Annotated in this window: 21 protein-coding genes and 1 pseudogene; 7 read left to right on the forward strand and 15 right to left on the reverse strand. The window is 38.9% G+C overall.

The window, feature by feature from the left end; translation table 11 throughout:
- The first annotated feature begins 16 nt into the window (after positions 1-16).
- Positions 17-1,444, forward strand: a complete 1,428-nt coding sequence (locus tag O1450_RS14920) for a sigma-54-dependent transcriptional regulator (protein WP_269229051.1) — start codon at positions 17-19, stop codon at positions 1,442-1,444.
- Positions 1,445-1,486: 42 nt separating this feature from the next.
- On the opposite strand, the gene O1450_RS14925 is transcribed toward O1450_RS14920, so the two are convergent.
- The 5 genes and pseudogenes from O1450_RS14925 to lptF all read right to left on the reverse strand — a co-directional run bounded on the left by O1450_RS14925 (position 1,487) and on the right by lptF (position 7,013).
- Positions 1,487-2,662 carry a S41 family peptidase gene (locus tag O1450_RS14925; protein WP_269229052.1) on the reverse strand — a complete coding sequence of 392 codons (1,176 nt, stop codon included), beginning with the start codon at positions 2,660-2,662 and terminating at the stop codon, positions 1,487-1,489.
- A gap of 9 nt (positions 2,663-2,671) precedes the next feature.
- Positions 2,672-4,216 (reverse strand): 2,3-bisphosphoglycerate-independent phosphoglycerate mutase, encoded by a 1,545-nt coding sequence (gene gpmI / locus O1450_RS14930; protein WP_269229053.1) that lies wholly within the window; start codon positions 4,214-4,216, stop codon positions 2,672-2,674.
- 118 nt (positions 4,217-4,334) lie between these two features.
- Positions 4,335-4,828 (reverse strand): annotated as a pseudogene (locus tag O1450_RS14935) (putative molybdenum carrier protein).
- A 14-nt stretch (positions 4,829-4,842) separates the two neighbouring features.
- Positions 4,843-5,913: an LPS export ABC transporter permease LptG gene (gene lptG, locus O1450_RS14940; protein WP_269229055.1), complete on the reverse strand. Its 1,071-nt coding sequence runs from the start codon at positions 5,911-5,913 to the stop codon at positions 4,843-4,845.
- Positions 5,913-7,013: an LPS export ABC transporter permease LptF gene (lptF, locus tag O1450_RS14945; RefSeq protein WP_269229056.1), complete on the reverse strand. Its 1,101-nt coding sequence runs from the start codon at positions 7,011-7,013 to the stop codon at positions 5,913-5,915. Before lptF ends, lptG begins: the two co-directional genes overlap by 1 nt.
- 157 nt (positions 7,014-7,170) lie before the next feature.
- Here lptF and O1450_RS14950 point away from each other — a divergent pair, with 157 nt between their 5' ends.
- The 3 genes from O1450_RS14950 to blhA are packed head-to-tail and all read left to right on the forward strand — an operon-like array spanning position 7,171 to position 9,692.
- Entirely contained in the window at positions 7,171-8,619 is a 1,449-nt protein-coding gene (locus O1450_RS14950; RefSeq protein WP_269229057.1) for a leucyl aminopeptidase, read from the forward strand.
- Positions 8,620-8,622: 3 nt separating this feature from the next.
- On the forward strand, positions 8,623-9,030 hold the full coding sequence (locus O1450_RS14955; RefSeq protein WP_269229058.1) for a DNA polymerase III subunit chi: 408 nt from the start codon (positions 8,623-8,625) through the stop codon (positions 9,028-9,030).
- Positions 9,031-9,065: 35 nt separating this feature from the next.
- The gene (gene blhA, locus O1450_RS14960) at positions 9,066-9,692 is read left to right on the forward strand and encodes a cell division protein BlhA (RefSeq protein WP_269229059.1); all 627 of its coding nucleotides are present in this window, start codon (positions 9,066-9,068) and stop codon (positions 9,690-9,692) included.
- A 67-nt stretch (positions 9,693-9,759) separates the two neighbouring features.
- Here blhA and O1450_RS14965 read toward each other — a convergent pair whose 3' ends face one another.
- The 8 genes from O1450_RS14965 to glnK all read right to left on the reverse strand — a co-directional run bounded on the left by O1450_RS14965 (position 9,760) and on the right by glnK (position 17,043).
- Positions 9,760-10,086 (reverse strand): hypothetical protein, encoded by a 327-nt coding sequence (locus O1450_RS14965; protein ID WP_269229060.1) that lies wholly within the window; start codon positions 10,084-10,086, stop codon positions 9,760-9,762.
- A gap of 147 nt (positions 10,087-10,233) precedes the next feature.
- Positions 10,234-10,893, reverse strand: coding sequence for a riboflavin synthase (locus tag O1450_RS14970; protein WP_005218744.1), 660 nt, complete (start codon positions 10,891-10,893; stop codon positions 10,234-10,236).
- A 151-nt stretch (positions 10,894-11,044) separates the two neighbouring features.
- A complete protein-coding gene (locus O1450_RS14975) occupies positions 11,045-11,884 on the reverse strand; it encodes an MIP/aquaporin family protein (protein ID WP_005163178.1) in 840 nt (279 codons plus the stop codon).
- A 347-nt stretch (positions 11,885-12,231) separates the two neighbouring features.
- Entirely contained in the window at positions 12,232-13,524 is a 1,293-nt protein-coding gene (locus O1450_RS14980) for a DNA adenine methylase (protein ID WP_004659442.1), read from the reverse strand.
- Positions 13,521-14,621, reverse strand: coding sequence for a bifunctional diaminohydroxyphosphoribosylaminopyrimidine deaminase/5-amino-6-(5-phosphoribosylamino)uracil reductase RibD (gene ribD / locus O1450_RS14985; protein ID WP_269229061.1), 1,101 nt, complete (start codon positions 14,619-14,621; stop codon positions 13,521-13,523). The genes O1450_RS14980 and ribD overlap by 4 nt, the downstream gene beginning before the upstream one ends.
- Positions 14,622-14,633: 12 nt before the next feature.
- Positions 14,634-15,098, reverse strand: a complete 465-nt coding sequence (gene nrdR / locus O1450_RS14990; protein ID WP_269229062.1) for a transcriptional regulator NrdR — start codon at positions 15,096-15,098, stop codon at positions 14,634-14,636.
- A 126-nt stretch (positions 15,099-15,224) separates the two neighbouring features.
- Entirely contained in the window at positions 15,225-16,637 is a 1,413-nt protein-coding gene (locus O1450_RS14995) for an ammonium transporter (protein WP_269229063.1), read from the reverse strand.
- 67 nt (positions 16,638-16,704) lie between these two features.
- Positions 16,705-17,043, reverse strand: a complete 339-nt coding sequence (gene glnK / locus O1450_RS15000; protein ID WP_000780326.1) for a P-II family nitrogen regulator — start codon at positions 17,041-17,043, stop codon at positions 16,705-16,707.
- A 275-nt stretch (positions 17,044-17,318) separates the two neighbouring features.
- On the opposite strand from glnK, the gene O1450_RS15005 reads away from it, so the two are divergent.
- From O1450_RS15005 to O1450_RS15015, 3 genes are all read left to right on the forward strand, one after another.
- Positions 17,319-17,546: an accessory factor UbiK family protein gene (locus tag O1450_RS15005; RefSeq protein ID WP_269229064.1), complete on the forward strand. Its 228-nt coding sequence runs from the start codon at positions 17,319-17,321 to the stop codon at positions 17,544-17,546.
- Positions 17,547-17,614: 68 nt separating this feature from the next.
- On the forward strand, positions 17,615-19,093 hold the full coding sequence (locus O1450_RS15010) for a YifB family Mg chelatase-like AAA ATPase (RefSeq protein WP_269229065.1): 1,479 nt from the start codon (positions 17,615-17,617) through the stop codon (positions 19,091-19,093).
- Between the two features lie 12 nt (positions 19,094-19,105).
- A complete protein-coding gene (locus tag O1450_RS15015) occupies positions 19,106-19,801 on the forward strand; it encodes a hypothetical protein (protein ID WP_269229066.1) in 696 nt (231 codons plus the stop codon).
- Between the two features lie 58 nt (positions 19,802-19,859).
- Here the strand turns inward: O1450_RS15015 and O1450_RS15020 are convergent, their stop codons facing one another.
- Both O1450_RS15020 and O1450_RS15025 read right to left on the reverse strand, forming a co-directional pair.
- On the reverse strand, positions 19,860-20,648 hold the full coding sequence (locus tag O1450_RS15020; RefSeq protein ID WP_269229067.1) for a TorF family putative porin: 789 nt from the start codon (positions 20,646-20,648) through the stop codon (positions 19,860-19,862).
- A 333-nt stretch (positions 20,649-20,981) separates the two neighbouring features.
- Positions 20,982-21,794: a TorF family putative porin gene (locus tag O1450_RS15025; protein ID WP_269229068.1), complete on the reverse strand. Its 813-nt coding sequence runs from the start codon at positions 21,792-21,794 to the stop codon at positions 20,982-20,984.
- Positions 21,795-22,453 lie beyond the last annotated feature (659 nt).

Here is a 22,453-nt window from a genome sequence, read left to right on the forward strand (position 1 = left end):
TAGGTTTTTCGGGGAAATGGCAATTAAACAACCACTCGTCTTACTCGTAGACGATGAAGAAGACTTATGTCTTTTAATGCAAATGACGCTCGCACGAATGGGCATTAAAACTCATCTTGCCTATCGCGTAGAGCAAGCAAAAAAATTCTTTACCGAGTTTCAGTACGATGCTTGTTTAACAGATTTGAATCTCCCAGATGGCAACGGTCTGGACTTGGTTAAACATGTCACACAAAACTATCCCAACACACCGATTGCAGTATTAACAGCGTATGGCAATATGGATATTGCAATTGCTGCATTAAAAGCAGGTGCTTTTGATTTTGTCAGTAAACCTGTCAATCAAACTCACCTAGATCAATTGATTCAAAAAGCATTGAATCGACCACAGCCTGAACAAGAAGCTGCTGAGAGTGCACTAGAAAATAAACTTCTGATTGGTCGTTCTACGCCTATTCAACAATTACGAATTGCTTTAAAGAAAATTGCTCGATCTCAAGCCCCTGTCTTTATTACCGGTGAATCAGGGACAGGAAAAGAAGTTGTTGCCAATTTAGTTCATCGTCTGAGTAATCGTAGCGAAGGACCTTTTATTGCGATCAACTGTGGTGCTATTCCAACAGAGTTAATGGAAAGTGAATTATTTGGTCATAAAAAAGGCAGCTTCACAGGCGCAACCCAAGACAAACAAGGTCTCATTCTTTCCGCACATGGGGGTAGTTTATTCTTAGATGAGATCGCTGAATTACCCTTAAGTATGCAGGTAAAACTGCTTCGTGCTGTACAAGAAAAGAAAATTCGCCCTGTTGGCTCAGATCAAGAAATTGATGTTGATTTCCGTGTCATCAGTGCAAGTCATCAAGATCTCGAATTACTAGTACAACAAGGTCGCTTCAGACAAGATTTATTTTTCCGTATACATGTAATGGATATTGTGCTTCCACCATTACGCGAACGTGGACAAGATATTTTACTACTTGCAAGCCACTTTATTCAAAAGATCAGCCAAGAATGGGAAGTATCGGTTAAAACCCTCTCTTCTCGCGCAGAACAGTTCTTATTGCAGCAATATTTCCCAGGTAATGTTCGTGAACTTCGCAACATTATTGAACGTGCAATTACGCTCAGTGATGATGAAACTATTGATCTAGCCCATCTTCAAACAGCTCCTCTACGTAGCCCTATTGCAACGCCAATAGTCTCATTTTCAACACAAGATGAAAATAATGATCATGCGGTAAGCACTAGCCCTATGGGTTCTAAAAAGCTACCACCTGAAGGACTGGAGCTCTATTTAGAAAATATTGAAAAAGAAATTCTTCTCAATGCACTAAATTTAACCCATTGGAATCGAACATTAGCGGCTAAAAAATTAGGAATGACCTTCCGTTCTTTACGCTATCGTTTGAAGAAGTTTGGTTTAGATACCGAAGATGATGAATAAGCGTTAACAATAAAGCCCCTAAATAGGGGCTTTATTTTTTAATTAAATCTTACTTTTTATAACCAAATCTGTGACATGTTCCAAATAACTATCTTCTTTCATTTCAGGTAACAACGGATAAGTTTGATTCGGTTGAATTCCTTGCCCTTCAATCATATTACCATTCGGCGTGTAATAATGTGACACCGTCATTTGCAGTGCAGCACCACTCGGTAATGGAAATAATTTTTGTACTACACCTTTTCCATAGCTATTTTCACCTACAACCCATGCACGTTTATGTTCTTTTAATGCTGCGGTGAATACTTCAGCTGCCGAGGCTGAACGATGGTTAATTAAGATACCTAATTTTATATTCTGAAATTCATTTGAGGGTAAAGCCTGAAATTGTTGATCTCCTTCTGAACGACTCTTTGTCGTTACAATCAATCCTTGATTTAGGAATAAGTCTGTCGATTCAACAGCCGAAGACAATAAACCACCTGGATTATTGCGTAGATCAATAACCACCGCTTTTAGTTTAGTTGAACTATATTCTTCAATTAAACGTTTAATCTCATTGGCTGTATCTTGTTGAAAAACCCTAATTTTCAGCACAAGTACCTGATTATGTAGTAAAACAGGTTCAATATCTGTCTCAACTTTTTTATTTCGAACCAAAATCACCGTACTATTATTATTTTCTGGTTGTATTTGTACGGTACTGCCTATCGAGCCATAAAGCAGACCTTGCACTTGATCCTGATTTAAACTCTTTAATTCTTGATTATCGACTTTGAGTATGACCTGCCCATTACGCAATCCCAACTTACTAGAATCAGATCCTGATTTTAGGTCTTGAATTTGCCATAAACGAGTATGAGCATCGTAATTTAAATTAAAATCAACAGAAGCAAGATCACCTTCAGTGTATTGTATAAGCTGGCGGTATTCTTCAGCCGATAAATAACGAGAATAACGATCTAAACCACTCACCAACCCTTTGATTGCTTGCTGAAAGAGTGCATCGTCTGTTTTTTTATCAACGTAGTTATCTTTCACAATCCCATAAATCTGTACAAATTGCTGAATAGATTCAAGTGGCACTTCAGCATTCCGACTTGTAGTCTCTTCCCCCCATCCTGAGGCATGTGTAATAGGTGCAGATAACGTATGCGATCCCCAACACATCAACAAACTCGCAAAGAACCCTCGATAAATGTTGTTGTGTTGGGTCATAAGTTCACCTTATTTTAAAGTAATTAAATTCTTGCCTTGCATATCGGAAGGTACAGGAATATTCATCAAATGAAGTAATGTTGGTGCCACATCAGCCAATACACCACCCTCTGCAATCGTTGCTTGAGTTGGGCCCACATAAATAAATGGCACCAATTCAGTGGTATGTTGTGTATGAACTTGTCCACTGTCGTAGTCTTGCATTTGCTCTACATTACCATGATCCGCTGTAATTAACATATGACCTTTGTTTGCCATAACTGCCTCATAGACACGCCCCAAACAAGTATCAACGGTTTCCACGGCTTTCACCGCAGCATCAAATACGCCTGTATGTCCAACCATGTCACCATTGGCGTAATTGACAACTAGAAGGTCAAACTCACCCGAATTAATAGCATTTACTAATTCATCGGTGACTTCATAAGCACTCATTTCTGGTTTTAGATCATAGGTTGCGACATTTGGAGAGGGAATCAAAATACGCTTCTCTCCCAGGTATTCATCTTCACGACCACCGCTGAAGAAGAATGTCACATGTGCATATTTCTCTGTTTCAGCAATACGCAATTGGGTTTTGCCCAAACCAGATAAATATTCACCAATGGAATTTTTAAGCTCTTCTGGCATGTATGCAACTGGTGCATCAATACTTGCCTGATAGCGTGTTAACATCACAAATTTAGATAAACTTGGAACGACTTTACGCGTGAACCCAGTAAAATCTTTCTCAACAAAGGCACGGGTGATTTCACGCGCACGATCAGCACGGAAGTTCATGAAAACCACACTATCGCCATCTTGGATTTTGGCAATTTCACCAATACGTGTTGCTTGAACAAACTCATCATTTTCTTCTGCTGCATAGGCTTGCTCCAAGCCCTCAACTGCTGAATTTACAACACGTGCCGCCTCACCTTCTGTCATTAAACGATAAGCGAGTTCAACACGATTCCAGCGGTTATCACGATCCATTGCAAAATAACGGCCAATCATCGAAACGATACGACCTTGATTTGGATACTGGGCAAATAAAGCATCGAATTTTTCTAATGAAGGCTTTGCGCTACGTGGAGGGGTATCACGACCATCAAGGAAAGCGTGTAGATATACGGTTGCACCACGTTTTAATGCCAACTCACACATCGCCACAATATGATCTTCATGCGAATGCACACCACCTTGTGATAACAACCCCATGACATGAACGGCACCATTCTCTGCTTTGGCTTTTTCAACCGCATCAACTAACACTTCATGCTCAAAAAAAGCACCTGTGCGAATATCTTTAGTAATCCGTGTAAAGTCCTGATATAAAACACGACCTGCACCTAAGTTCATATGACCAACTTCAGAGTTGCCCATTTGTCCATCAGGTAGGCCTACATCTTCGCCAGAACCTGAAATCAAACTATTTGGATGCTTTGCTTTCATCGCAGTCAGATTTGGTGTTTTTGCTGCTAAATATGCATTATCTTCAACTGCTTCACGATGTCCTACACCATCCATAATTACAAGAACGTGAGGAATTTTGCCAGCATTTGCATCCGTCATAATGGACTCTCTGTTTGTCTATCATTTGATCGGCGTATTTTACCCAAATTTACTGTAATTCTCTATGGCGTTACTGATGGCTTTCATCAATCAAAAGCATCGGGAATCATCTTTATATTCAAGTTTGGGGCTGATATTGATTAATTATTTTATTGAGCATCTGCGTGATGACTTGTTGGGTATAACTATGTGCCTGAGGCAAACTCGCCCCTTTGGGACCTGCGACATTTAAAGTAGTAATATTATTCTGATGACAAAATAAATAGATCCGCTCTGCTGCTCGCTCAATCGGAACCTCATTTCCATCAATAAGCAAATATGCTTTGGACTGCTTGATACATTCTAATAACGTAAGCTCTGTACCACCTTTGGGATAAATATAATCGAAATAGATAATGACCGTTGCATCACTATCTCGAACATTCTGCTTAGTGCGCTTTCGATAGCCACTCTCTGCTAAAATAATTAAAGGATACTTGTCTGGAATTCTTCCATCTTCTGCCATTCGATCCTCGGGACACCAACCACCACACGGCCCTCTAAATCTAATGCGGCATCTAAAGCACCTCTATCAACTCCGGTTTGTCCACCAGATATAATTTTAATGTGCATAGAAATCTAATTTTCTACCTTGCTCGATACAATAAGTAACTACCAACCATGAACATCAATACCACTGGTAATAATACAAACCAAGCAGGTGACGGTGCATAAACTAAGCTTGCATAACCTAAAAAGTCTTGTAAATAGAAGAACCCTAACCCAGTGAAAAGCGCAATAACCAAGCGAAAGCCCATCGACTGCTGACGCAATGGGCCAAAAATAAATGAACAAGCAATCAAAACCAAAGTAATTAAAGCGAATGGTGCTGTGACCTTTTGCCAAAAAGCCAATTCATAGGTTTTTGGGACTTGGCTATATTCCGCTAAGTACTGCATAAAACTGATCAGTTGACTTGGAGATAAATCGTCTGGATCCAAAGTCACCATATGTACATATTTAGGTTGTAAAGCCAATCCTAACGCTTGTTGCTCGTGGTCCGTTTTAATCGCATTGCCTTGAGCAAGTAAATCAACCTGATGTGATTTCTCTAAAGTCCACTGACCATCTTTTAAAAATTGGCCTTTTTCAGCAGTGACAAAGGACTGCAATCGATAGTTCTGATCAAAATCAATCGCTTGAATATTGCGCAATTGACCTTGGGAATTCGCATAATCAATATAGATAAAACGTTGACCTTCACGCGACCAATAGCCTTTTACCTCACCCAGTGCAGCAACACTACGTTGATTTTTTATACTTTGTGCTTTTTCATTGGTATAAGGAATCACCCATTCACTCAATACAAAAGACAATAAAATTAAAAGTAAAGCTGAGCGCATCACCCAACCCACTATACGCCACAAGCTGATACCAACCGAACGCATGACGATCAGTTCACTATTCGAGGCAAGAGCACCTAAACCTAAAACAGAACCAATTAACGCTGCAACAGGTAAAATATCATACAAATAACTCGGTGCGCCCCATATCACATAAAGAAATGCTTGCCACGCAGTATAAGTTGGTTTCAGCGAGCCTAATTCACCTAAGTAAGTGAATAATATTTGTAAAAAAGATAACACGAGCGTTGTGCCCAGCATTGCAAGGACTGTAGTTTTTGTCACATGTTTGGCGACTATTCGACGTGCTAACATTACAACCCCACTCGCTGAATACTTTTCTTAAGTTTTGGTGCTAACTTTTGTTTCCGTGCAAAAATTGCCGCCGCAATGGCATAAATCATTAATGCGACAGGATAAGCCCAGATGTCTAACTCACCTTTACTAATTCGCGTTTTAATCGCGATCATCAACACAATTAAACTCGCGAAAATAAAGATTGCAGGAAGCAAACGGTAATATCGACCTTGACGAGGATTGACCTCTGATAAAGCCACCGCGAGCATTAATGCAATGATAATTACAAATGGACCAAAAATACGCCAACCAAGTTCACTTCGAATCACAGCATCATCGCGCTTCTGCCATAGCTTAGACATGGGTAAAGCTTCAACATCATCGCTTTCAAATTTTACATCTTTATCATTTTCCAAACGTAAACGATAAGATTGAAATTCTGCTTGAGTATATCGTGGCTGGTTTGGATAAATTTCGTAACGACGACCTTGAACTAAATCAACAACATTCGCAGTATCATTTGCCATTTCGACACGTGTCGCTTCTTTGGCTAAAATCATGACATCTGGTTTATCTTCACGATCGGCTTTCTGATAATAAAAAATATCTTTTAAATTTTTTCTATCTTCAGAAAGTGAACCTGCGTAAATGGTATAAGGACCTGAAGAAATAAATTCTTTAGGTCGGACCAAATCAAAACCTGCTCGCACTGCTTGTGTTTGCATCAAGCTTTCGTAAGCACGAATTCCAGATGATGAACCCCAAAACATTAATATTGCTTGGACGATCAAAAAAACAAATGTCATCGGCAATAAAAGTTTGGCTAATTGATTACGGCTAACACCACTGCCATTTAAAACCGCCATTTCATGGTCAACATATAGACGACCAAAAACCAGCATGAGTCCAATAAAGAAACCCAATGGCAAAATTAAAGTTAGAAACTCTGGCAAACGATAAGCAATGATACTCAGCAACACACTAGCGTCTAAACGACCCTGTGCAGCTCGCCCAAAAATCTTGATTAACTGCCCACCCATAATAATTAAAGTGAGCAAAGCAGTCACAACCAAAGAGGTGGAGACCACTTGTTTGACGAGATAACGCCGAATAATCAAAGTAATGCTTCCAAAAATAGACCAATCGAGGGGTAGTGCTAGTTTACCCGAATGTTAAAAATATAAAACCTATCGCTTGTTGCGGATTGCAACCTCATATCCGAAAGTGTTTAATGGACTTATCTTTCTTTTTTGCTGCTTAGGTTCTATACAAACAATGAAATTTACCCTTCATACCGCATTCCCAACACAGTCGTCTAGTGAATCTTTGTGGATTTTGGTTGATTCAGAACAATTACAACAGAACTTAAATAGTTATCAAATCAACCATCTAGAAGATGTTCTGAATGCCACACAATTCAAAGCTGGTTTTAATGAAAATATTGCACTGATTACCAATATCGCTGTGCAAGCCAATGCACATTTACTCGGTTTAGGCAAAAGTGCAGAATTGAAAGCGACAAAATTAGCAAAACTCGCACAAACGATTATCAAATCATCACAAAATAAATTTAGACAAATCACTGTAGATCTCAGCGCATTACCAACTGATTTACATTATTTATTTGCCTTAAGTTTAACCCAAGCTGCCTATGCTTATGATGAGTTTAAATCAAAAAAAAATGAGTTCATCTTAGAAACCATTAATCTGGTTGCAAATAAAACTACACTTGATGATGCTCAATTAAATTTAATTCACGCAGTTCAATCTGGACAAAACTATGCTCGAGATTTAGGCAATCGTCCAGGAAATATTTGCTTCCCTGAATACCTTGCAGATCAGGCGATTGCTCTTGCAGCACAATACCCTGACCTATTAAAAGTCACCATCCTGAATGAACAGCAAATGGCTGATTTAGGGATGAATGCTTTTCTTGCTGTCAGCAAAGGTTCTGATCGTCCTGGTCGAATTATTACCCTTGAATACAACACCCAAATTGATCAAGCACCTGTCGTATTGGTCGGTAAAGGTGTGACCTTTGATACAGGGGGTATTTCATTAAAACCGGGCTTAGGCATGGATGAAATGAAATTCGATATGTGTGGTGCTGCTTCAGTGTTAGGTACTATGCAAGCACTTTGTGAAGCTCGCCTGCCAATCCATGTGGTTGGCGCAATTGCTGCGGCAGAAAATATGCCTTCCGGCCATGCAACTCGTCCGGGTGATATTGTGACGACCATGAGTGGTCAAACTGTAGAAATTTTGAATACGGATGCAGAAGGTCGTTTGGTTCTATGTGACACCCTCACTTATATCAAACGTTTTAATCCTGCGCTTGTGATTGATATTGCGACACTTACAGGTGCATGTGTTGTTGCGCTAGGCAAAGTCGTCAGTGGGCTATTCTCTCCAGATGATGAACTTGTACAAGAGCTACAACAAGCAGGTGAGCAATCGCTTGACCGTGTATGGCGTATGCCTGTGATGGAAGAATATCAAGAATTACTTGATTCACCTTTTGCCGATATTGCCAATATTGGTGGTCCTTACGGCGGTGCAATTACCGCAGCATGTTTCCTTGAGCGTTTCACGCGTGATTATCGTTGGGCGCATCTTGATGTGGCTGGGACAGCATGGTTATCTGGTGCAGCCAAAGGTGCAACAGGTCGTCCAGTACCGTTACTTATGCAGTTTTTAGCTAATCGCACAGAATCGAATAACTAACACATGACACAAGTTAGTTTTTATCTGTTTGAAAATAGCATAGAACGGCAAGTCGAAAGTGCTTGCCGTTTATGTCGAAAAATTTTGAATCAGCACCCACAGATTTGGTGGTATTGTGTTGATTCAAATTTACAAAATGAGTTGGATGACAAGCTATGGAGTTTTGATCCAAGTAGCTTTATTCCTCATGGAATTGATCAGTTGAATAGTCCAGTATGTATTTCAGCTGAATTACCTCCATCCAAGGATTGGATTGTGTTTAATTTTAACAATCATGCACTTGAACAAACTCAAGATTTTCGCCACATTATCGAAATTATTGAAAATAATGAAACTGCAAAACAGATCGGGCGAGAGAAATTTAAGATGTATCGTCGTTTAGGCATTGAGCCACGCACATTTAAATTATAAGTCTGTAAACAATAGCATCATGTAAGGAGTGTCGTGTGGCATTAAATGTAGGACAGGATTTTAAAAAGCGTTGGTTAAATACACCTGAAACGGTACGTCAGACCTATCAGGAAGATTTAGCTCGTATCTGTGATCTACTATTACCACAAACACAAATTCAGACATGGGTACATCACGAAGAAAAAGCTCAACAACGCTCTCAACAACGCATTGATCAAGCCTATGCCAATCTAAAAGCTGAGTTGATTGAACAAGCACGTATCCGTAAACAATTGGCTTTGGAAAAAGCCTTGGAAGAAAAACGTGCTGCCCAAGCTGCTTATGCCGCGCAACTGCAAGCAGATGAGTTAAATCAGTTCGAACAACAAACAGAAAATCTTGTTGCCCTTCGACAGCACATTGATCAAGAAATTGCACAACAAACTGAGCGTTATCAAGCGAATCCTGAACAGCCAAGCATTGATTATGCGCAGGCTCAACGTGTTCGAATTGATGACCAACAAATCTTGTCTGAACTCGAAAGTGTGCGTGTTCGCTTAGAACTAGAAGCGGAAAGCTTGATAGAACAAGCCGTAACCGTATTCCGAGCAAAACTACATGCACTTGCCCAAGATGAAATTGATTACATTCTAAAGGACAGCAAATTTTCAGACGAGAAATAATAAACCAAACTCGTTGAATTCTCAGCCATAGACTTATATATCTGAATTCGAAGCTGAACCCAGTTGTTTAACTCATGAAATATTGAACAACTTTTATCAACCAACCCGAAATCAACAAAAATACTCCAATTTGACCTAAAGTATGAGCAAAAATGCCTAGAGGTGATAGATATATTTTTTGTTCAGAAGTTATAAAGTTTCTTAAAGTGACCTTTGCACTCAGTTGTTCATAGGTCATCAATACACCCATCGAAACACAGCTAAAAAATAATCCTATTTGTTCAAGTAACCATAGCCATTCAAATGGTTGATTGAGTATTTCACGTAAAATATTGATTAAAATTATGCTCGCGAATAAAAGGCAAAAATATTTAAAATATTGTTCTAATTTCATTCATTAATCAAAAAATAAGTAGCTTATAGGATTGTATAACCTTCATTCCTACTTCGCAACAATTCATCTAAGTCCCACAACCACTCTGACATTACCCCCTTTAAGTTAGATGGTAATGTCAAATAGAATAAGACTTAAATCGGGTAATTATCTTAAAAAACCATTCTCAGCTAAAAATGCCATACTGATGTTTGACTCAGTTTTTTGTTCCGCTGCTCTATCACCCAACAATAAGCGCTCGATATAACGTGCCAGCACATCAACCTCTAAATTAACTTTTGTACCAACTTGCCATGTGCCAATATTGGTACGCTCAGCAGTATGAGGGATGAGATTCAAACTTAGAATATTGCCACGTAGATGGTTAATAGTCAGACTAATTCCATCGACAGTTACAGAACCTTTTTCAGCTAGATATTTTGCCAACTCAACAGGCGCTGTCACCTCAAAATACAACGAACGTGCGTCTTGTCGAACGACTGTAATTTCTCCAAGACCATCGACATGCCCACTCACAATATGCCCACCAAAACGAGTTGTTGGCAACATTGCTTTTTCGACATTGACGGATTGACCCACTTTCCATTGACCTAAAGTCGTTCGATTTAAGCTTTCACGAGACACATCTGCAGCATACCAATTGCTTCCCCACTCGATCACTGTGAGACAAATTCCATTGGTGGCAATTGAATCACCTAAATGCACATCAGACATATCCAAATCAGTTTGAATACGTAGACGTACATCACCGCCTACACTTTGTAAGCTCTCAACCTTACCTAAACTTTCAATAATGCCTGTAAACATGGGAGTTCTAACCTAATCTTATGCAATATATGCCATAGTGAATCGAATACCTTAAAGCAAAGCCCTAGAGATAACAAGGGACTCCAAGTTCAAATACCTGCAATAAAAAAGGCGATCGATTGATCACCCTTTGATTATTTTCAATCTTAAATTACTGCATTTCAGAGACACGTTTATTGGCTGTCTGTTTAAGCTCAACCGTATTATTTAACAAGAAATGGCTAAAAAATAATTTATAGCCTAATACACCTAAGCAAGCGCCAACAATCGGCGCAAAGATAGGCACAATAAAATAAGGAATATCACGACCGCCAGTAAAAGCAATTGAACCCCAGCCCGAAAAATAGGCCACAACTTTTGGACCAAAATCACGTGCAGGATTCATCGCAAAGCCTGTTAATGGACCAAAAGAAGCGCCAATCACAGCAACTAATAAACCCACTAAAATTGGTGCTAAAGCACCACGTGGCAAACCATTATGATCATCACCAATCGCCATGATGAGCCAAAGCAATAACATAGTGATAAACATTTCCACCATAAACGCCTGTCCAATAGACAATAAATGATGTGGATAGGTTGAGAAAATTCCAGCCAACTCCAAACTCTCTACACTCCCCCGTACCATATGGTGTGTTTGCTCATAATCCATAAATAGATTGCTATACAAACCATAGACCAATAGTGCGCCTAAAGCAGCACCAGAAACTTGAGAAATAATATAGAAAGGAACTTTACGTTTATCGAAACCAGCAAACAGCGCTAATGCGATCGTAACGGCAGGATTGAGATGAGCTCCAGAAATACCTGCCGATAAATAAACAGCCAATGCTACAGCCAAGCCCCATACAAGACTGATTTCCCACAACCCTAAACTTGCTCCTGCAAGTTTAAGCGCAGCCACAACACCAATACCAAAAGATAAAAAAACTGCGGTAGCAAAAAATTCAGCTATACATTGTCCCAACAAGCTGGGTTCCGAGCGACTCATCACAACCTCTCTTGGTCAGTGCTGCGTATAGGCATGACCTGAAATAAAGCTCGGCAAAATATATTCATTTTCGAAAATGATCAATATTCTTCTGATAGTTTTTCAACCAAATAGTAAAATATTTTTTGTAAATAAAAAAGATTAAGTCACACAACAAAATATATAAGTAATTGTTTTTAATTAATTTAAAGGTAAATGATTATTCAGAAAGACTTATTTAAATTCAATGACAATTCATGTAAAAACAATCATTTATTTTATAAAATTATATGTATTAGCAAGAAAGTGAAAAAAATAGAAAATTGTGAATAGACACCACTTTATCCAAAAATGGTGTCTACTTGAATTTACCAAAGTGCAAGCTGAGTACTATTGCCTGTCGTATCAACACCACCCAACTCAGCAAAATGATATAACTGCCCTAAAAGTTGTCGTAATGGAGGGCCAGACTTCGCATGGGTATCCGTAATCACAATAAACTCAAGAACACGTGCACGTTCTGATTGACGCTGTTTACTCACTCGATAACGCGGTACATCTTGAGTTAACAAAGTCACTTTACCGCGCTTTAAATTAGCAGTAAGCAAATCTTTAGGCTCAATATTTCCATCAGTCGAATAACTAGTCAAAATATAGCGAGCATTAATGGTTTCCAATAACTTTTCATAAGCTTCTTTCGCATACTTAGAAGAGTTATAAGGACTTGGGCGTTCTTTACGCCATGCTCGATCAATTCCACTCTTAAAGCCTTTGGTATCAGGTGATGGTAAATCCACTTGATCCCATAAAGTCAGAGCATTTAAAACATGGTAGTTACTGCTGTAGGCATGCTGATTATAAGGTGGATCAAGATAGGCAACATCGACTTCAAAACCACTCATTTGATTGGCTAAATGCTGTGCATCGACACACCACATTTCCGCCGCAGGACGTTTGGGATCACCAATCTCACAGAAACGACTCGGTGTAAGCCATATTAATGACTCGATTCTTTCTAGCGCTGTTTGAGTTCGACCGCCCCAACCCTGATGAAAGCTCTTAAATACACCACTGGTATTACTCACAAAACTTGCCGAATATAAAAGTGGTGCCAATAGAGCACTCATTTCCACATCATTGATTGCACCTTGTGCTTGCCAAGTTGCGATCTGTTGACGAATTGCATCAATACGCATCCCATTGCGGCGTTTGAAAAACAAACGGTCACGAGCAGGATCATACACATCATCATTACGTGGACAAAGATTATGTGTCACCCAGCCTTTGACTTCTGGCAATCGATTCAAATAGTCGATCGCTTTTTGATAGCCACCTAACTCTTTAAATGCGGGTGCATCAACACAGGCTAAAATCGCATTGTTCAATGCATGGCTATACGGTTCCCAGTCATTTGCAATGACACGATAGCCGTTTTGACGTGCTAAACGTGAGACCACGCCACTCCCTGCAAAGAAATCAGCAAAAATCGGTGGATTCTTTTTTTTACTATTCAGTGTGCCCGTAATCTCAAGTGCTTCCAAAATGAGATGAAGCAGTCGACGCTTATTGCCTAAATAAGGTACTAACTGATGAAAAAGATATTCGTCAGTCGTACGTGCTGCATGACGACGCTTGTGATAAACCGATGGTTCTGGATTCATATCATCTCTTGGATAGGGAGCAATCTTAGGCGAATATCTTGCCCAAGTTGGGTTACATCGACTAAATCAAAACGCAATTGTTCTGCCATTGTACTAAATTCAGCATTAAACATTGCACGAGCAGATTGACCAAGTAAAGTCGGTGCAACATAACTGATCATTTCATCAACTAAACCCTGCTGTAAAAAAGCCGTTGATAAAGTTGCGCCTGCTTCAACCAACACATCATAAATTTGATGCTGTTGAGTTAAGGTCTGCAATAAGTGACTTAAGGGTTGCGGCGCCAATTGTATCACGCCTAAATCAGCAAGTTCTTGACGAAATGGTGTCATCACCATCACTGTTTCAGGATTTTTCAAAATCTTAGCTGAAAGTGGTAACTGTCCTTGGCGATCCAATACAATACGCTTCGGCTGAACCACGGTACTTAGCTCAATACCGTCCAATTCACGTACATTCAGCTCACAATCATCGGCTAAAACGGTTTGAATACCAGTAATCACAGCACCCGAAATTGCACGCCAATGTTGTACATCTTGTCTAGCGATTGCTCCAGTAATCCATTTTGATTCTCCTGAAGCCATTGCAGTACGTCCATCTAAACTTGATGCAATTTTCAAACGCACATACGGCGAACCCGTAGACATCGCTTTTAAAAAGCCCAAATTGAGCGTTTTCGCAGTTTCTACACAAGTTCCTGTTTCAACTTCAATACCCGCTGCTTGTAAAATTTGAACGCCTTTTCCCGCGACTAATGGGTTTGGGTCTGAACAAGCGACCACGACTTTCTTCACCTGAGCTTTAACCAATGCTTCTGCACAAGGCGGCGTTCTACCATAATGTGCGCATGGTTCCAAAGTCACGTAAGCTGTCGCACCTTTAGCATGTTCGCCCGCTTGGCGAAGTGCAAAAACTTCTGCGTGAGGTTGACCCGCTTTAGGGTGATAGCCCTCTCCAATCAACTGCCCATCTTTGACAATAACGCAACCCACATTAGGATTCGGCTTGGTTGAATATTGCCCTAGTCGAGCCAACTCAATTGCTTGCTGCATCCAATATTGATCTTGGGATAAATGATTTTGCGTGAACTCAGACATGATTTCTCTAACTTATGCTTCATTTTCACGTTGTTGCATTTGCTCAATCTGACGACGAAATGCTTCAACATCTTGGAAATCTTGATAAACAGAGGCAAAACGAACATAGGCTACATGATCAAGTGCGAATAAAGCCTGCATTACAATCTCACCAATTGTTCTAGACTTTACATCTCGCTCACCTAAACGTCGAATTTGTGATTGTATATCACTTAAAACCGTTTCAATTTGCTCTTGGGTTACTGGGCGTTTCTGTAAAGCATGCATCAATGAGCGGCGCAATTTTGCTTCGTCAAATGGTTCGCTTTTTGAATCAGATTTAATGACCCGCGGCATTACCATTTCATAACTTTCAAAGGTGGTAAACCTTTCACAACAAATCGTGCATTCTCGACGACGACGGATTTGACAACCCTCAGCCGCAAGGCGAGAGTCGATGACTTTACTATCAGCAGCGTTACAAAATGGACAATGCATAATTGTGCGATTATTTACTCACTTTGCTTAAGTGTAGCAAAGTTTCTGCAATTGCAGAACTAGCACACGAAAGGCATAAAAAAACAGCCTTATTCGGCTGTTTTTTAAACTTCAAAGAATAATGAATTATTCGATACGTTCGCCATGTTGGCTAAGGTCAAGACCCATGCGCTCATCATCAGCACTTACGCGGATACCAATCACAAGATCAATCACTTTAAGGATAATGAAAGTCACTACTGCGCTATATACCATCGTTGCGAGTACACCTTCAACTTGCACCCATAATTGACCTGCAAATGTTGGAGCAAGCGCAACGTTAGCAGCTTTAATGATTTCATTACTGTAGAACACACCCGTAAGAACCGCACCAACGATACCACCAACTGCGTGTAGACCGAAAGCATCCAATGCATCATCTGCTTTAAGGAGACGTTTAAGTGCTGTAATACCCCAGAAGCACACTACACCACCGATTAAGCCCATGATTAATGCACCACCTACACCAACAAAACCAGCAGCAGGAGTGATTACAACCAAACCAGCAACCGCACCTGATGCACCACCAAGTACTGAAGCCTTACCACGAACGAGACGTTCAACAATCAACCAAGAGAATGCAGCGGCAGCAGCAGCAACTTGAGTTACAAGAATTGCCATACTTGCACGAGCACCAGCACCTAAAGCACTACCACCGTTAAAGCCAAACCAACCTACCCAAATTAAGCTTGCGCCAATCACAGTCAGAGTAAGGTTGTGCGGTGCCATTGATTCGCGACCTAGACCAGCACGTTTACCAAGCATATATGCAGCAACTAAACCAGCTACACCTGCGTTGATATGTACAACTGTACCGCCTGCAAAATCTAAAGCACCAGCTTTGAATAACCAACCATCAGCAGCCCAAACCCAGTGAGTAATTGGTGCATAAACCAAGACGATCCAAACTGCAATAAACGCCATGAATGCTGAATATTTCATACGATCAGCAATCGAGCCGCTAATAATTGCAACAGTGATGATGGCAAATGTCATTTGGAAAATAACAAACAAGCTTTCTGGAATAGTTCCACTTAAGGCATCAAATGCCACGCCATTTAACATGACCTTCGCAAAATCACCAACGTAAGCACCTGACCCAGAGAATGCAAGTGAATAACCCGCAATGACCCAAATCAAGCTGACTAAAATCGCCGCAGAAAGGCTAAACATCATGGTGCTGAGTACGTTTTTCTTACGAACCATACCACCATAGAATAAAGCCAAACCAGGAATAGTCATCAACAGAACCAGTGCTGTTGAAACGAGAATCCAAGCTGTATCGCCTGTATCAACTTTTGCAACTGGTGCAGGAGCTGGAGCAGCTTCTACAGGAGCAGGAGCTTCTGCTGCGACAGTCACAGTTGATGCAGCCACCGTATCAGACGCTGCTACAGTTTGTTCAGCAACGGGTGTTGATGCAGCATCTTCTGCCCAAACCATCGCTGAACCACCTAAGAGTGCGCCAGATAGACTGAGCGCCATAAGCATTTTTTTCATTCGTGTCCCCCAACCTTATTTTGTGAGCTATTTCTCTTAGTTCTAACTCAGCAAACTTTGTGCCAATTTAGACAGCATCTGGTCCAGTTTCACCAGTACGAATACGGATGACTTGTTCCAAATTCGTGACAAAGATTTTACCGTCACCAATTTTTCCAGTGCTTGCGACACGAGTGATAGATTCAATAACCGCATCGACCATTTCATCGCTAATCGCAATTTCAATCTTTACTTTCGGTAAAAAATCAACGACATACTCTGCACCACGATACAGTTCAGTATGACCTTTTTGACGACCAAAACCTTTTACTTCAGTTACGGTAATCCCTTGAACACCAATATCAGAGAGTGCTTCACGCACATCATCGAGTTTGAATGGTTTTACAATTGCAGTTACAAGCTTCATGTGTGTTTTCCTTCGGCTTATTTTCACCAGTAAGGTTTTATGTTCAATTTTCATGCCAATATTTAAAGGTTGGGGATTTTCAAACCATCAGCAAGAGCTTTCTTTATAACCTATTTGGACGTCAAGATGTAGATATTCAATCGAAAATAAGTTTCATTTGCTCCTGTTTAACTGAATTTAGATATCGGTGACATCAATGCGTTGAACAGGGCTATGGGATTACTACAAGCAATGGTACACTTGCCTACAAATACATATAACCTATTGAGTGCTTCATGATTGAAACTCTTTTACAAGCCATTCTTGAACAAGTTGATCAACCTAAAAAAGATTTAGAAAAAAATTTACGTGCTTTGCTCAATGAAAGCGTCGAAAAATTAGAGTTAGTCTCTAAACAAGAGCTGGAGCGCCAGAAAATAGCGCTAAATTTGGCAAACCAACGCCTCGCTGCGTTACAACAGCAAATGAGCACTCTAGAAAAAATGGTGCAAGATCAAAAATAAGCACCAGTTTAGCGCAGAAATCAACAAAAATGATTAAAAATAAAGCACCATGATGGAACAATAATAAAATGTCTTTCGCAAAAATTTACACGAGGGGTTTATTAGGTTTACATGCCCCTCAAATCGAAGTTGAAGTTCATATCAGTTCAGGACTCCCCTCCTTAACCATTGTAGGTTTAGCAGAAGCCGCTGTAAGGGAAAGTAAAGATCGTGTTCGATCAGCAATTATCAACAGTGGTTTCTTGTTTCCAACCAAACGTTTAACGATTAATTTAGCACCTGCAGATCTTCCTAAAGATGGCTCCCGCCTAGATTTACCGATCGCACTAGGAATTTTAATTGCTTCAGGTCAACTTCCTGAAAATTGTACTGACGGCTTTGAATTTATTGGTGAACTTGCATTAGATGGACATTTACGCCCTGTTACTGGAATATTGCCAATTGCGATGACTTGCCAACAAGCCCAACACCGCTTATTGGTTCCTACTAAAAATCTAGAAGAAGCCAATCAACTTCCGCAGTTTGAAGTTTATGCTGCCAATCATTTACAAGATGTATGTGCACACTTTTTGGGCACTTCTCATTTATCAACTGCACCCAAACAAGAAAATTTAAACACTACTCAGTATCAATTTGATCTTGCAGATGTCAAAGGTCAATTACGTCCTCGTCGTGCACTAGAAATAGCAGCAGCGGGCGGACATTCTTTACTTTTCAAAGGTCCACCTGGTACAGGTAAAACATTACTGGCTTCTCGGCTACCTTCTATTTTGCCACCACTCAATGCCCAAGAAAATTTAGAAGTCGCAAGTATTTATTCGGTTGCAAATGCTCAACATACTTTTGGACAACGCCCCTTCCGCGCACCACACCATACTGCGTCAGCGATTGCATTAGTTGGAGGCGGTTCACAACCTAAACCAGGCGAAATTACACTTGCACATTTAGGCGTATTATTTTTAGACGAATTACCTGAATTTGACCGCAAAGTTTTGGAGGTTCTCAGACAACCGCTAGAGTCGAAAGAGATCGTCATCTCCCGTGCGGCAAGACAAATGACATTCCCAGCGAATTTTCAATTTATTGCAGCAATGAATCCATGTCCTTGTGGTTACGCATTTAACCAAGATAGTCGCTGCCAGTGCTCAGCAGAAAATATTCAACGCTATCAAAATCGTATCTCAGGTCCATTACTAGATCGTATTGATTTACATATTGATGTGCCACCTTTGCAGACCAAAGAACTACAAGATCAAAGTCCGACAGAAAGTTCTACAATTGTGCGGCAACGCGTGATGAAAGCTTATGATAAACAAATGTTAAGACAGCAATGTTTGAATCAGGCACTTTCTCCAAATTTGCTAGAACAATATGCTCAATTAGATGAAAATTCAGCCAAAATCATCGAAATGGCTCAACAGCGACTTAATCTCTCAGCACGCGCCTATCATCGTGTACTTCGTGTTGCACGAACCATCGCCGACTTGGCCGAAAGCGATATCATTTTAACAACCCATTTAACAGAAGCCTTGTCTTATCGAGGCTAGATAGAAAATTACATGAATCAAAAATTGCCTTTATTAAAACTAAAACCTAGCGACATTAAACATGGAATAAAAGTCGTCAATCGTACGAAACGTTTTATTGTTTTTGTTCCTGCCTTATTACATGGCGGCGAAGCACTGATTTTTCCATCGCAAAGTCGTTACTCAGGTCAACAAATTAAGCAAGGGAGAGGTATTGTTTTTTATAATGGGGTTGACTCTGCATGGCAAGCAGCTCTCGGTAATGGTGAAGACTGTATTATTATTAATGACATTACTACATCACAAGCATCGTTATTACTCGAAAAATATCATGCTCTTTTAGGACAAAATAAAAATCTGAACTTACAAAGTATTAAGACGCTTTTATCATACGCCAAACAAGAATTGAACATTATTGATTTTTATAATAAACGTGCATCCAGTGTATTAAGGGATACTAAAATTATTGATGAAAACAATCCATTCTTTATGGAAGTAACCAAACAAGAAATTCACAAAGCATTATATATTCCACATGGATTTATATTTGATGGTCCCGTCCAACAAGTATACCCTCAAGGAGCAGTGATGGTGAGTGATAAGAAAAGATGCTGGGGTGTAGGAACAGATGTATTTCTAAGAGGTTATCGAAAAATAGAAAATGGCAAAGAATACAATTTAATAAGTATTGAAAATGATTTTGGAGAAAGGTTTACTTTCTCCAAATAATCAAACCCATATAAAAAGGCTGAGATATTGCTCAACCTTTTTATTAAATAAAATGTCTTTAAAAAGCGTAACCTAAACCCAAAACAACTTTATTTTTTTGCTTTGTCTCATCACGAGTATAGCCACCAAAGATATAATCTAGGCTCCAAGTTGCACCAGTATTTCCTAAAGGATGTGACAATCCAAGAGTTGCGTGACGGAAAGCAAAATCAGTTTTGGTGACATCTCCTGCTTTAGCTTGATAAGCTAAATACTCATCATCATCACCATAATAATAGGCTGCTAATTGAGCTTTACCCGTAAAGCCACCAGCTAATTTTGGTGCGTAGGTTGCTAGGAAATAAGTATCACCTTTATTTCCAAAAGTGACATTATTTAATAAAGTTTGGGCTGTAATACTCAAATCTTTATAACTTAAGCCGACAATGGTTTCATATCCTGTTGATTCCCAACCTGGATAATAGTAATAAACCGTACCGCCAATTTGATAACCAAGATCATCTGTAATCTTACCTTTATAACCAGCATATAAATCATTTTCAAATGACTTCTTATCTTCGTTTACATAAGTCGGTGAGGTATTTAAATCTGCATATGCAGCAGTTAAGGTCGAAAACCAATATCCCAAATACAATCCACTATCATGCGTATAATCAAGTCCACCTTGTACTGCAGGTGTATCACTTTCAGGTGAATTTGTCATACCACGTAGATTATAACTAGATACTACGTTTACATTGCCTGTAATCGTTCCTGGAAATGGTAGCTTTGTTTCTTCAGCCAAACTTAAAGTTGATGTTGTAAATACCATCGCTAGAACTGTAGCTTTGCATGCAAATTTCATCATATTGATTTCCCCCATGATTTAGATATTCAACTGATTTATGTTCTAAATTGCATCATGATGAAATTTGCAAATGCTGTGCCAAAAGTAAGAACTAAGTTAAAATTAAGTATAAACTGTTGATTATAATCATTTTTAAAAAAATTATTTTATTATTCTATTAATCAATCAATCTCCCACGATAAGAGTGCGATAATAAAATGCATCTTTAAATATAGAGGCGCACATAATTAGCACCTATTCTGAATATAAAGTTTTCGCTTTTCTTTTCTAAAAATAAATAAAAAAAGCCAGCATATACGCTGGCTTTTTAAAGGTTTATAAGTGTTTTTTAAATTAGAATGTTTTAGTCAAACTAAATAAAACACCTGTGTCATAAGGTTTTTTGTCATTATCACTCATATCTGAAGTACTTACATTTGTTCCAACAACATCAACTTCAGCGAGGATACCTAAGAAGTTATAATTTACACCAACTTTGTAGTCGATATAATTATCATCTTTTCCAGGACCACCAGCAACAATACTTAAAGAATCTTTATTTTTTAATTTATTGTACCCTACTGAAGCTAAACCTGTTAAACCAGTGCTTGCAATTGGCGCTGAGTAACCTAAGTTAAAATACCAAAAATCATCAGTTCTCCCCCAGTAATCAGGTGAATAATTCACACCTACACTTAGAGCATCGCCTGCTAATAATGTTTCAGGGAAAGTTAACTTACCAAATACTTCTGTAAAAGCTAAACCTTTCTTATCATTATATTTATTCACAGCATTAGATTTGGAACCTATATATCCATAATGAATTACACCTACATCATAGATTGGTTTAATTTTATCTGTTAAAGCAAAACTATTAGTAAAACCTAATGTAGCATCAGTTTCAGTTGAAACACCAGGAATACTAAAGTCAACACTTGAACCCCAAAGTGCTAAATATGCACCCGACGTATGTGAAAATGTAAATCCACCTTGAATCGCAGGATTATTCGAAGATTGTGTCACACCACGAAAACGATAATCTGTTACAGCTGAAACATTGCCCGATGCAGTAATCCCATATAATGAAGGTTTATCTTCTGCCATAGCAAAAGTCGAAGTCACAGCAAAAATACTTAACGCGATCGCCTTACATGCAAATTTCATCATATTGATCTCCCCCATGATGGATATTCGACTGAATTTATGTTTTAAGTTGCATCATTATGTGAATAGCAAATGCTATGCCAACTTCTTTAAAGCACTATAAAACCTAGGTTTGATGTCATATCTTTGTCATGAAATATATAAAGAGAATAAAAAAGGGCTATTTAAGCGTTTTAAACTGGATTTTTTGATCCATTTTTAAGCAAAAAATAAGATTAGTAATTAAACCGCACAAAAATAATGCAACAATACTGCTCGACAATCGATCATTGTTAAACATTTAAAGTATTGGCTTAAAAAGCGAGGAAAATTCGCACAACATAAGTGCAACTTCTAAAAAACGAGCGCTTTTTGATACAAAAATCTTACCACTCATCGGGATGTCATTTTTTGCAAATCAACTCAATCATTTTTTAATCAATTACAAAATAACTCATTAAATTTGAAAAGAAATTATCAATATAGTCACATATTTTAAAAAGAAAATATCAAAAAATAATCAATTTTAATTACAGGAATTATATTATATTTTTTATATAAAAAATAATTATTTAAGTTTAATTTATCTATTTTTTATACAAGAATAAAAACAAAAAATCTTATCCTATTTTTGTGTAAATTTAATTAAAATATTTTAATAAAAATCTATCTTTTTTATGCAT

Origin of the sequence: Acinetobacter sp. TR11, from assembly GCF_027105035.1 — a bacterium.
In the GTDB taxonomy this organism is placed as follows: Bacteria; Pseudomonadota; Gammaproteobacteria; order Pseudomonadales; family Moraxellaceae; genus Acinetobacter.

Excerpts from the sequence above, each read along its gene's own strand:
- O1450_RS14925 (WP_269229052.1), bottom strand. The coding sequence starts at position 2,662 with ATGACCCAACACAACAACATTTATCGAGGGTTCTTTGCGAGTTTGTTG.
- O1450_RS15015 (WP_269229066.1), top strand. The coding sequence starts at position 19,106 with ATGAATCAAAAATTGCCTTTATTAAAACTAAAACCTAGCGACATTAAA.
- O1450_RS14920 (WP_269229051.1), top strand. The coding sequence starts at position 17 with ATGGCAATTAAACAACCACTCGTCTTACTCGTAGACGATGAAGAAGAC.
- O1450_RS15025 (WP_269229068.1), bottom strand. The coding sequence starts at position 21,794 with ATGATGAAATTTGCATGTAAGGCGATCGCGTTAAGTATTTTTGCTGTG.
- O1450_RS14995 (WP_269229063.1), bottom strand. The coding sequence starts at position 16,637 with ATGAAAAAAATGCTTATGGCGCTCAGTCTATCTGGCGCACTCTTAGGT.
- O1450_RS15010 (WP_269229065.1), top strand. The coding sequence starts at position 17,615 with ATGTCTTTCGCAAAAATTTACACGAGGGGTTTATTAGGTTTACATGCC.
- nrdR (WP_269229062.1), bottom strand. The coding sequence starts at position 15,098 with ATGCATTGTCCATTTTGTAACGCTGCTGATAGTAAAGTCATCGACTCT.
- O1450_RS14965 (WP_269229060.1), bottom strand. The coding sequence starts at position 10,086 with ATGAAATTAGAACAATATTTTAAATATTTTTGCCTTTTATTCGCGAGC.
- glnK (WP_000780326.1), bottom strand. The coding sequence starts at position 17,043 with ATGAAGCTTGTAACTGCAATTGTAAAACCATTCAAACTCGATGATGTG.
- O1450_RS14970 (WP_005218744.1), bottom strand. The coding sequence starts at position 10,893 with ATGTTTACAGGCATTATTGAAAGTTTAGGTAAGGTTGAGAGCTTACAA.
- O1450_RS14975 (WP_005163178.1), bottom strand. The coding sequence starts at position 11,884 with ATGAGTCGCTCGGAACCCAGCTTGTTGGGACAATGTATAGCTGAATTT.
- O1450_RS14955 (WP_269229058.1), top strand. The coding sequence starts at position 8,623 with ATGACACAAGTTAGTTTTTATCTGTTTGAAAATAGCATAGAACGGCAA.
- lptG (WP_269229055.1), bottom strand. The coding sequence starts at position 5,913 with ATGTTAGCACGTCGAATAGTCGCCAAACATGTGACAAAAACTACAGTC.
- O1450_RS14950 (WP_269229057.1), top strand. The coding sequence starts at position 7,171 with ATGAAATTTACCCTTCATACCGCATTCCCAACACAGTCGTCTAGTGAA.
- O1450_RS15020 (WP_269229067.1), bottom strand. The coding sequence starts at position 20,648 with ATGATGAAATTTGCATGCAAAGCTACAGTTCTAGCGATGGTATTTACA.
- O1450_RS15005 (WP_269229064.1), top strand. The coding sequence starts at position 17,319 with ATGATTGAAACTCTTTTACAAGCCATTCTTGAACAAGTTGATCAACCT.
- O1450_RS14980 (WP_004659442.1), bottom strand. The coding sequence starts at position 13,524 with ATGAATCCAGAACCATCGGTTTATCACAAGCGTCGTCATGCAGCACGT.
- ribD (WP_269229061.1), bottom strand. The coding sequence starts at position 14,621 with ATGTCTGAGTTCACGCAAAATCATTTATCCCAAGATCAATATTGGATG.
- gpmI (WP_269229053.1), bottom strand. The coding sequence starts at position 4,216 with ATGACGGATGCAAATGCTGGCAAAATTCCTCACGTTCTTGTAATTATG.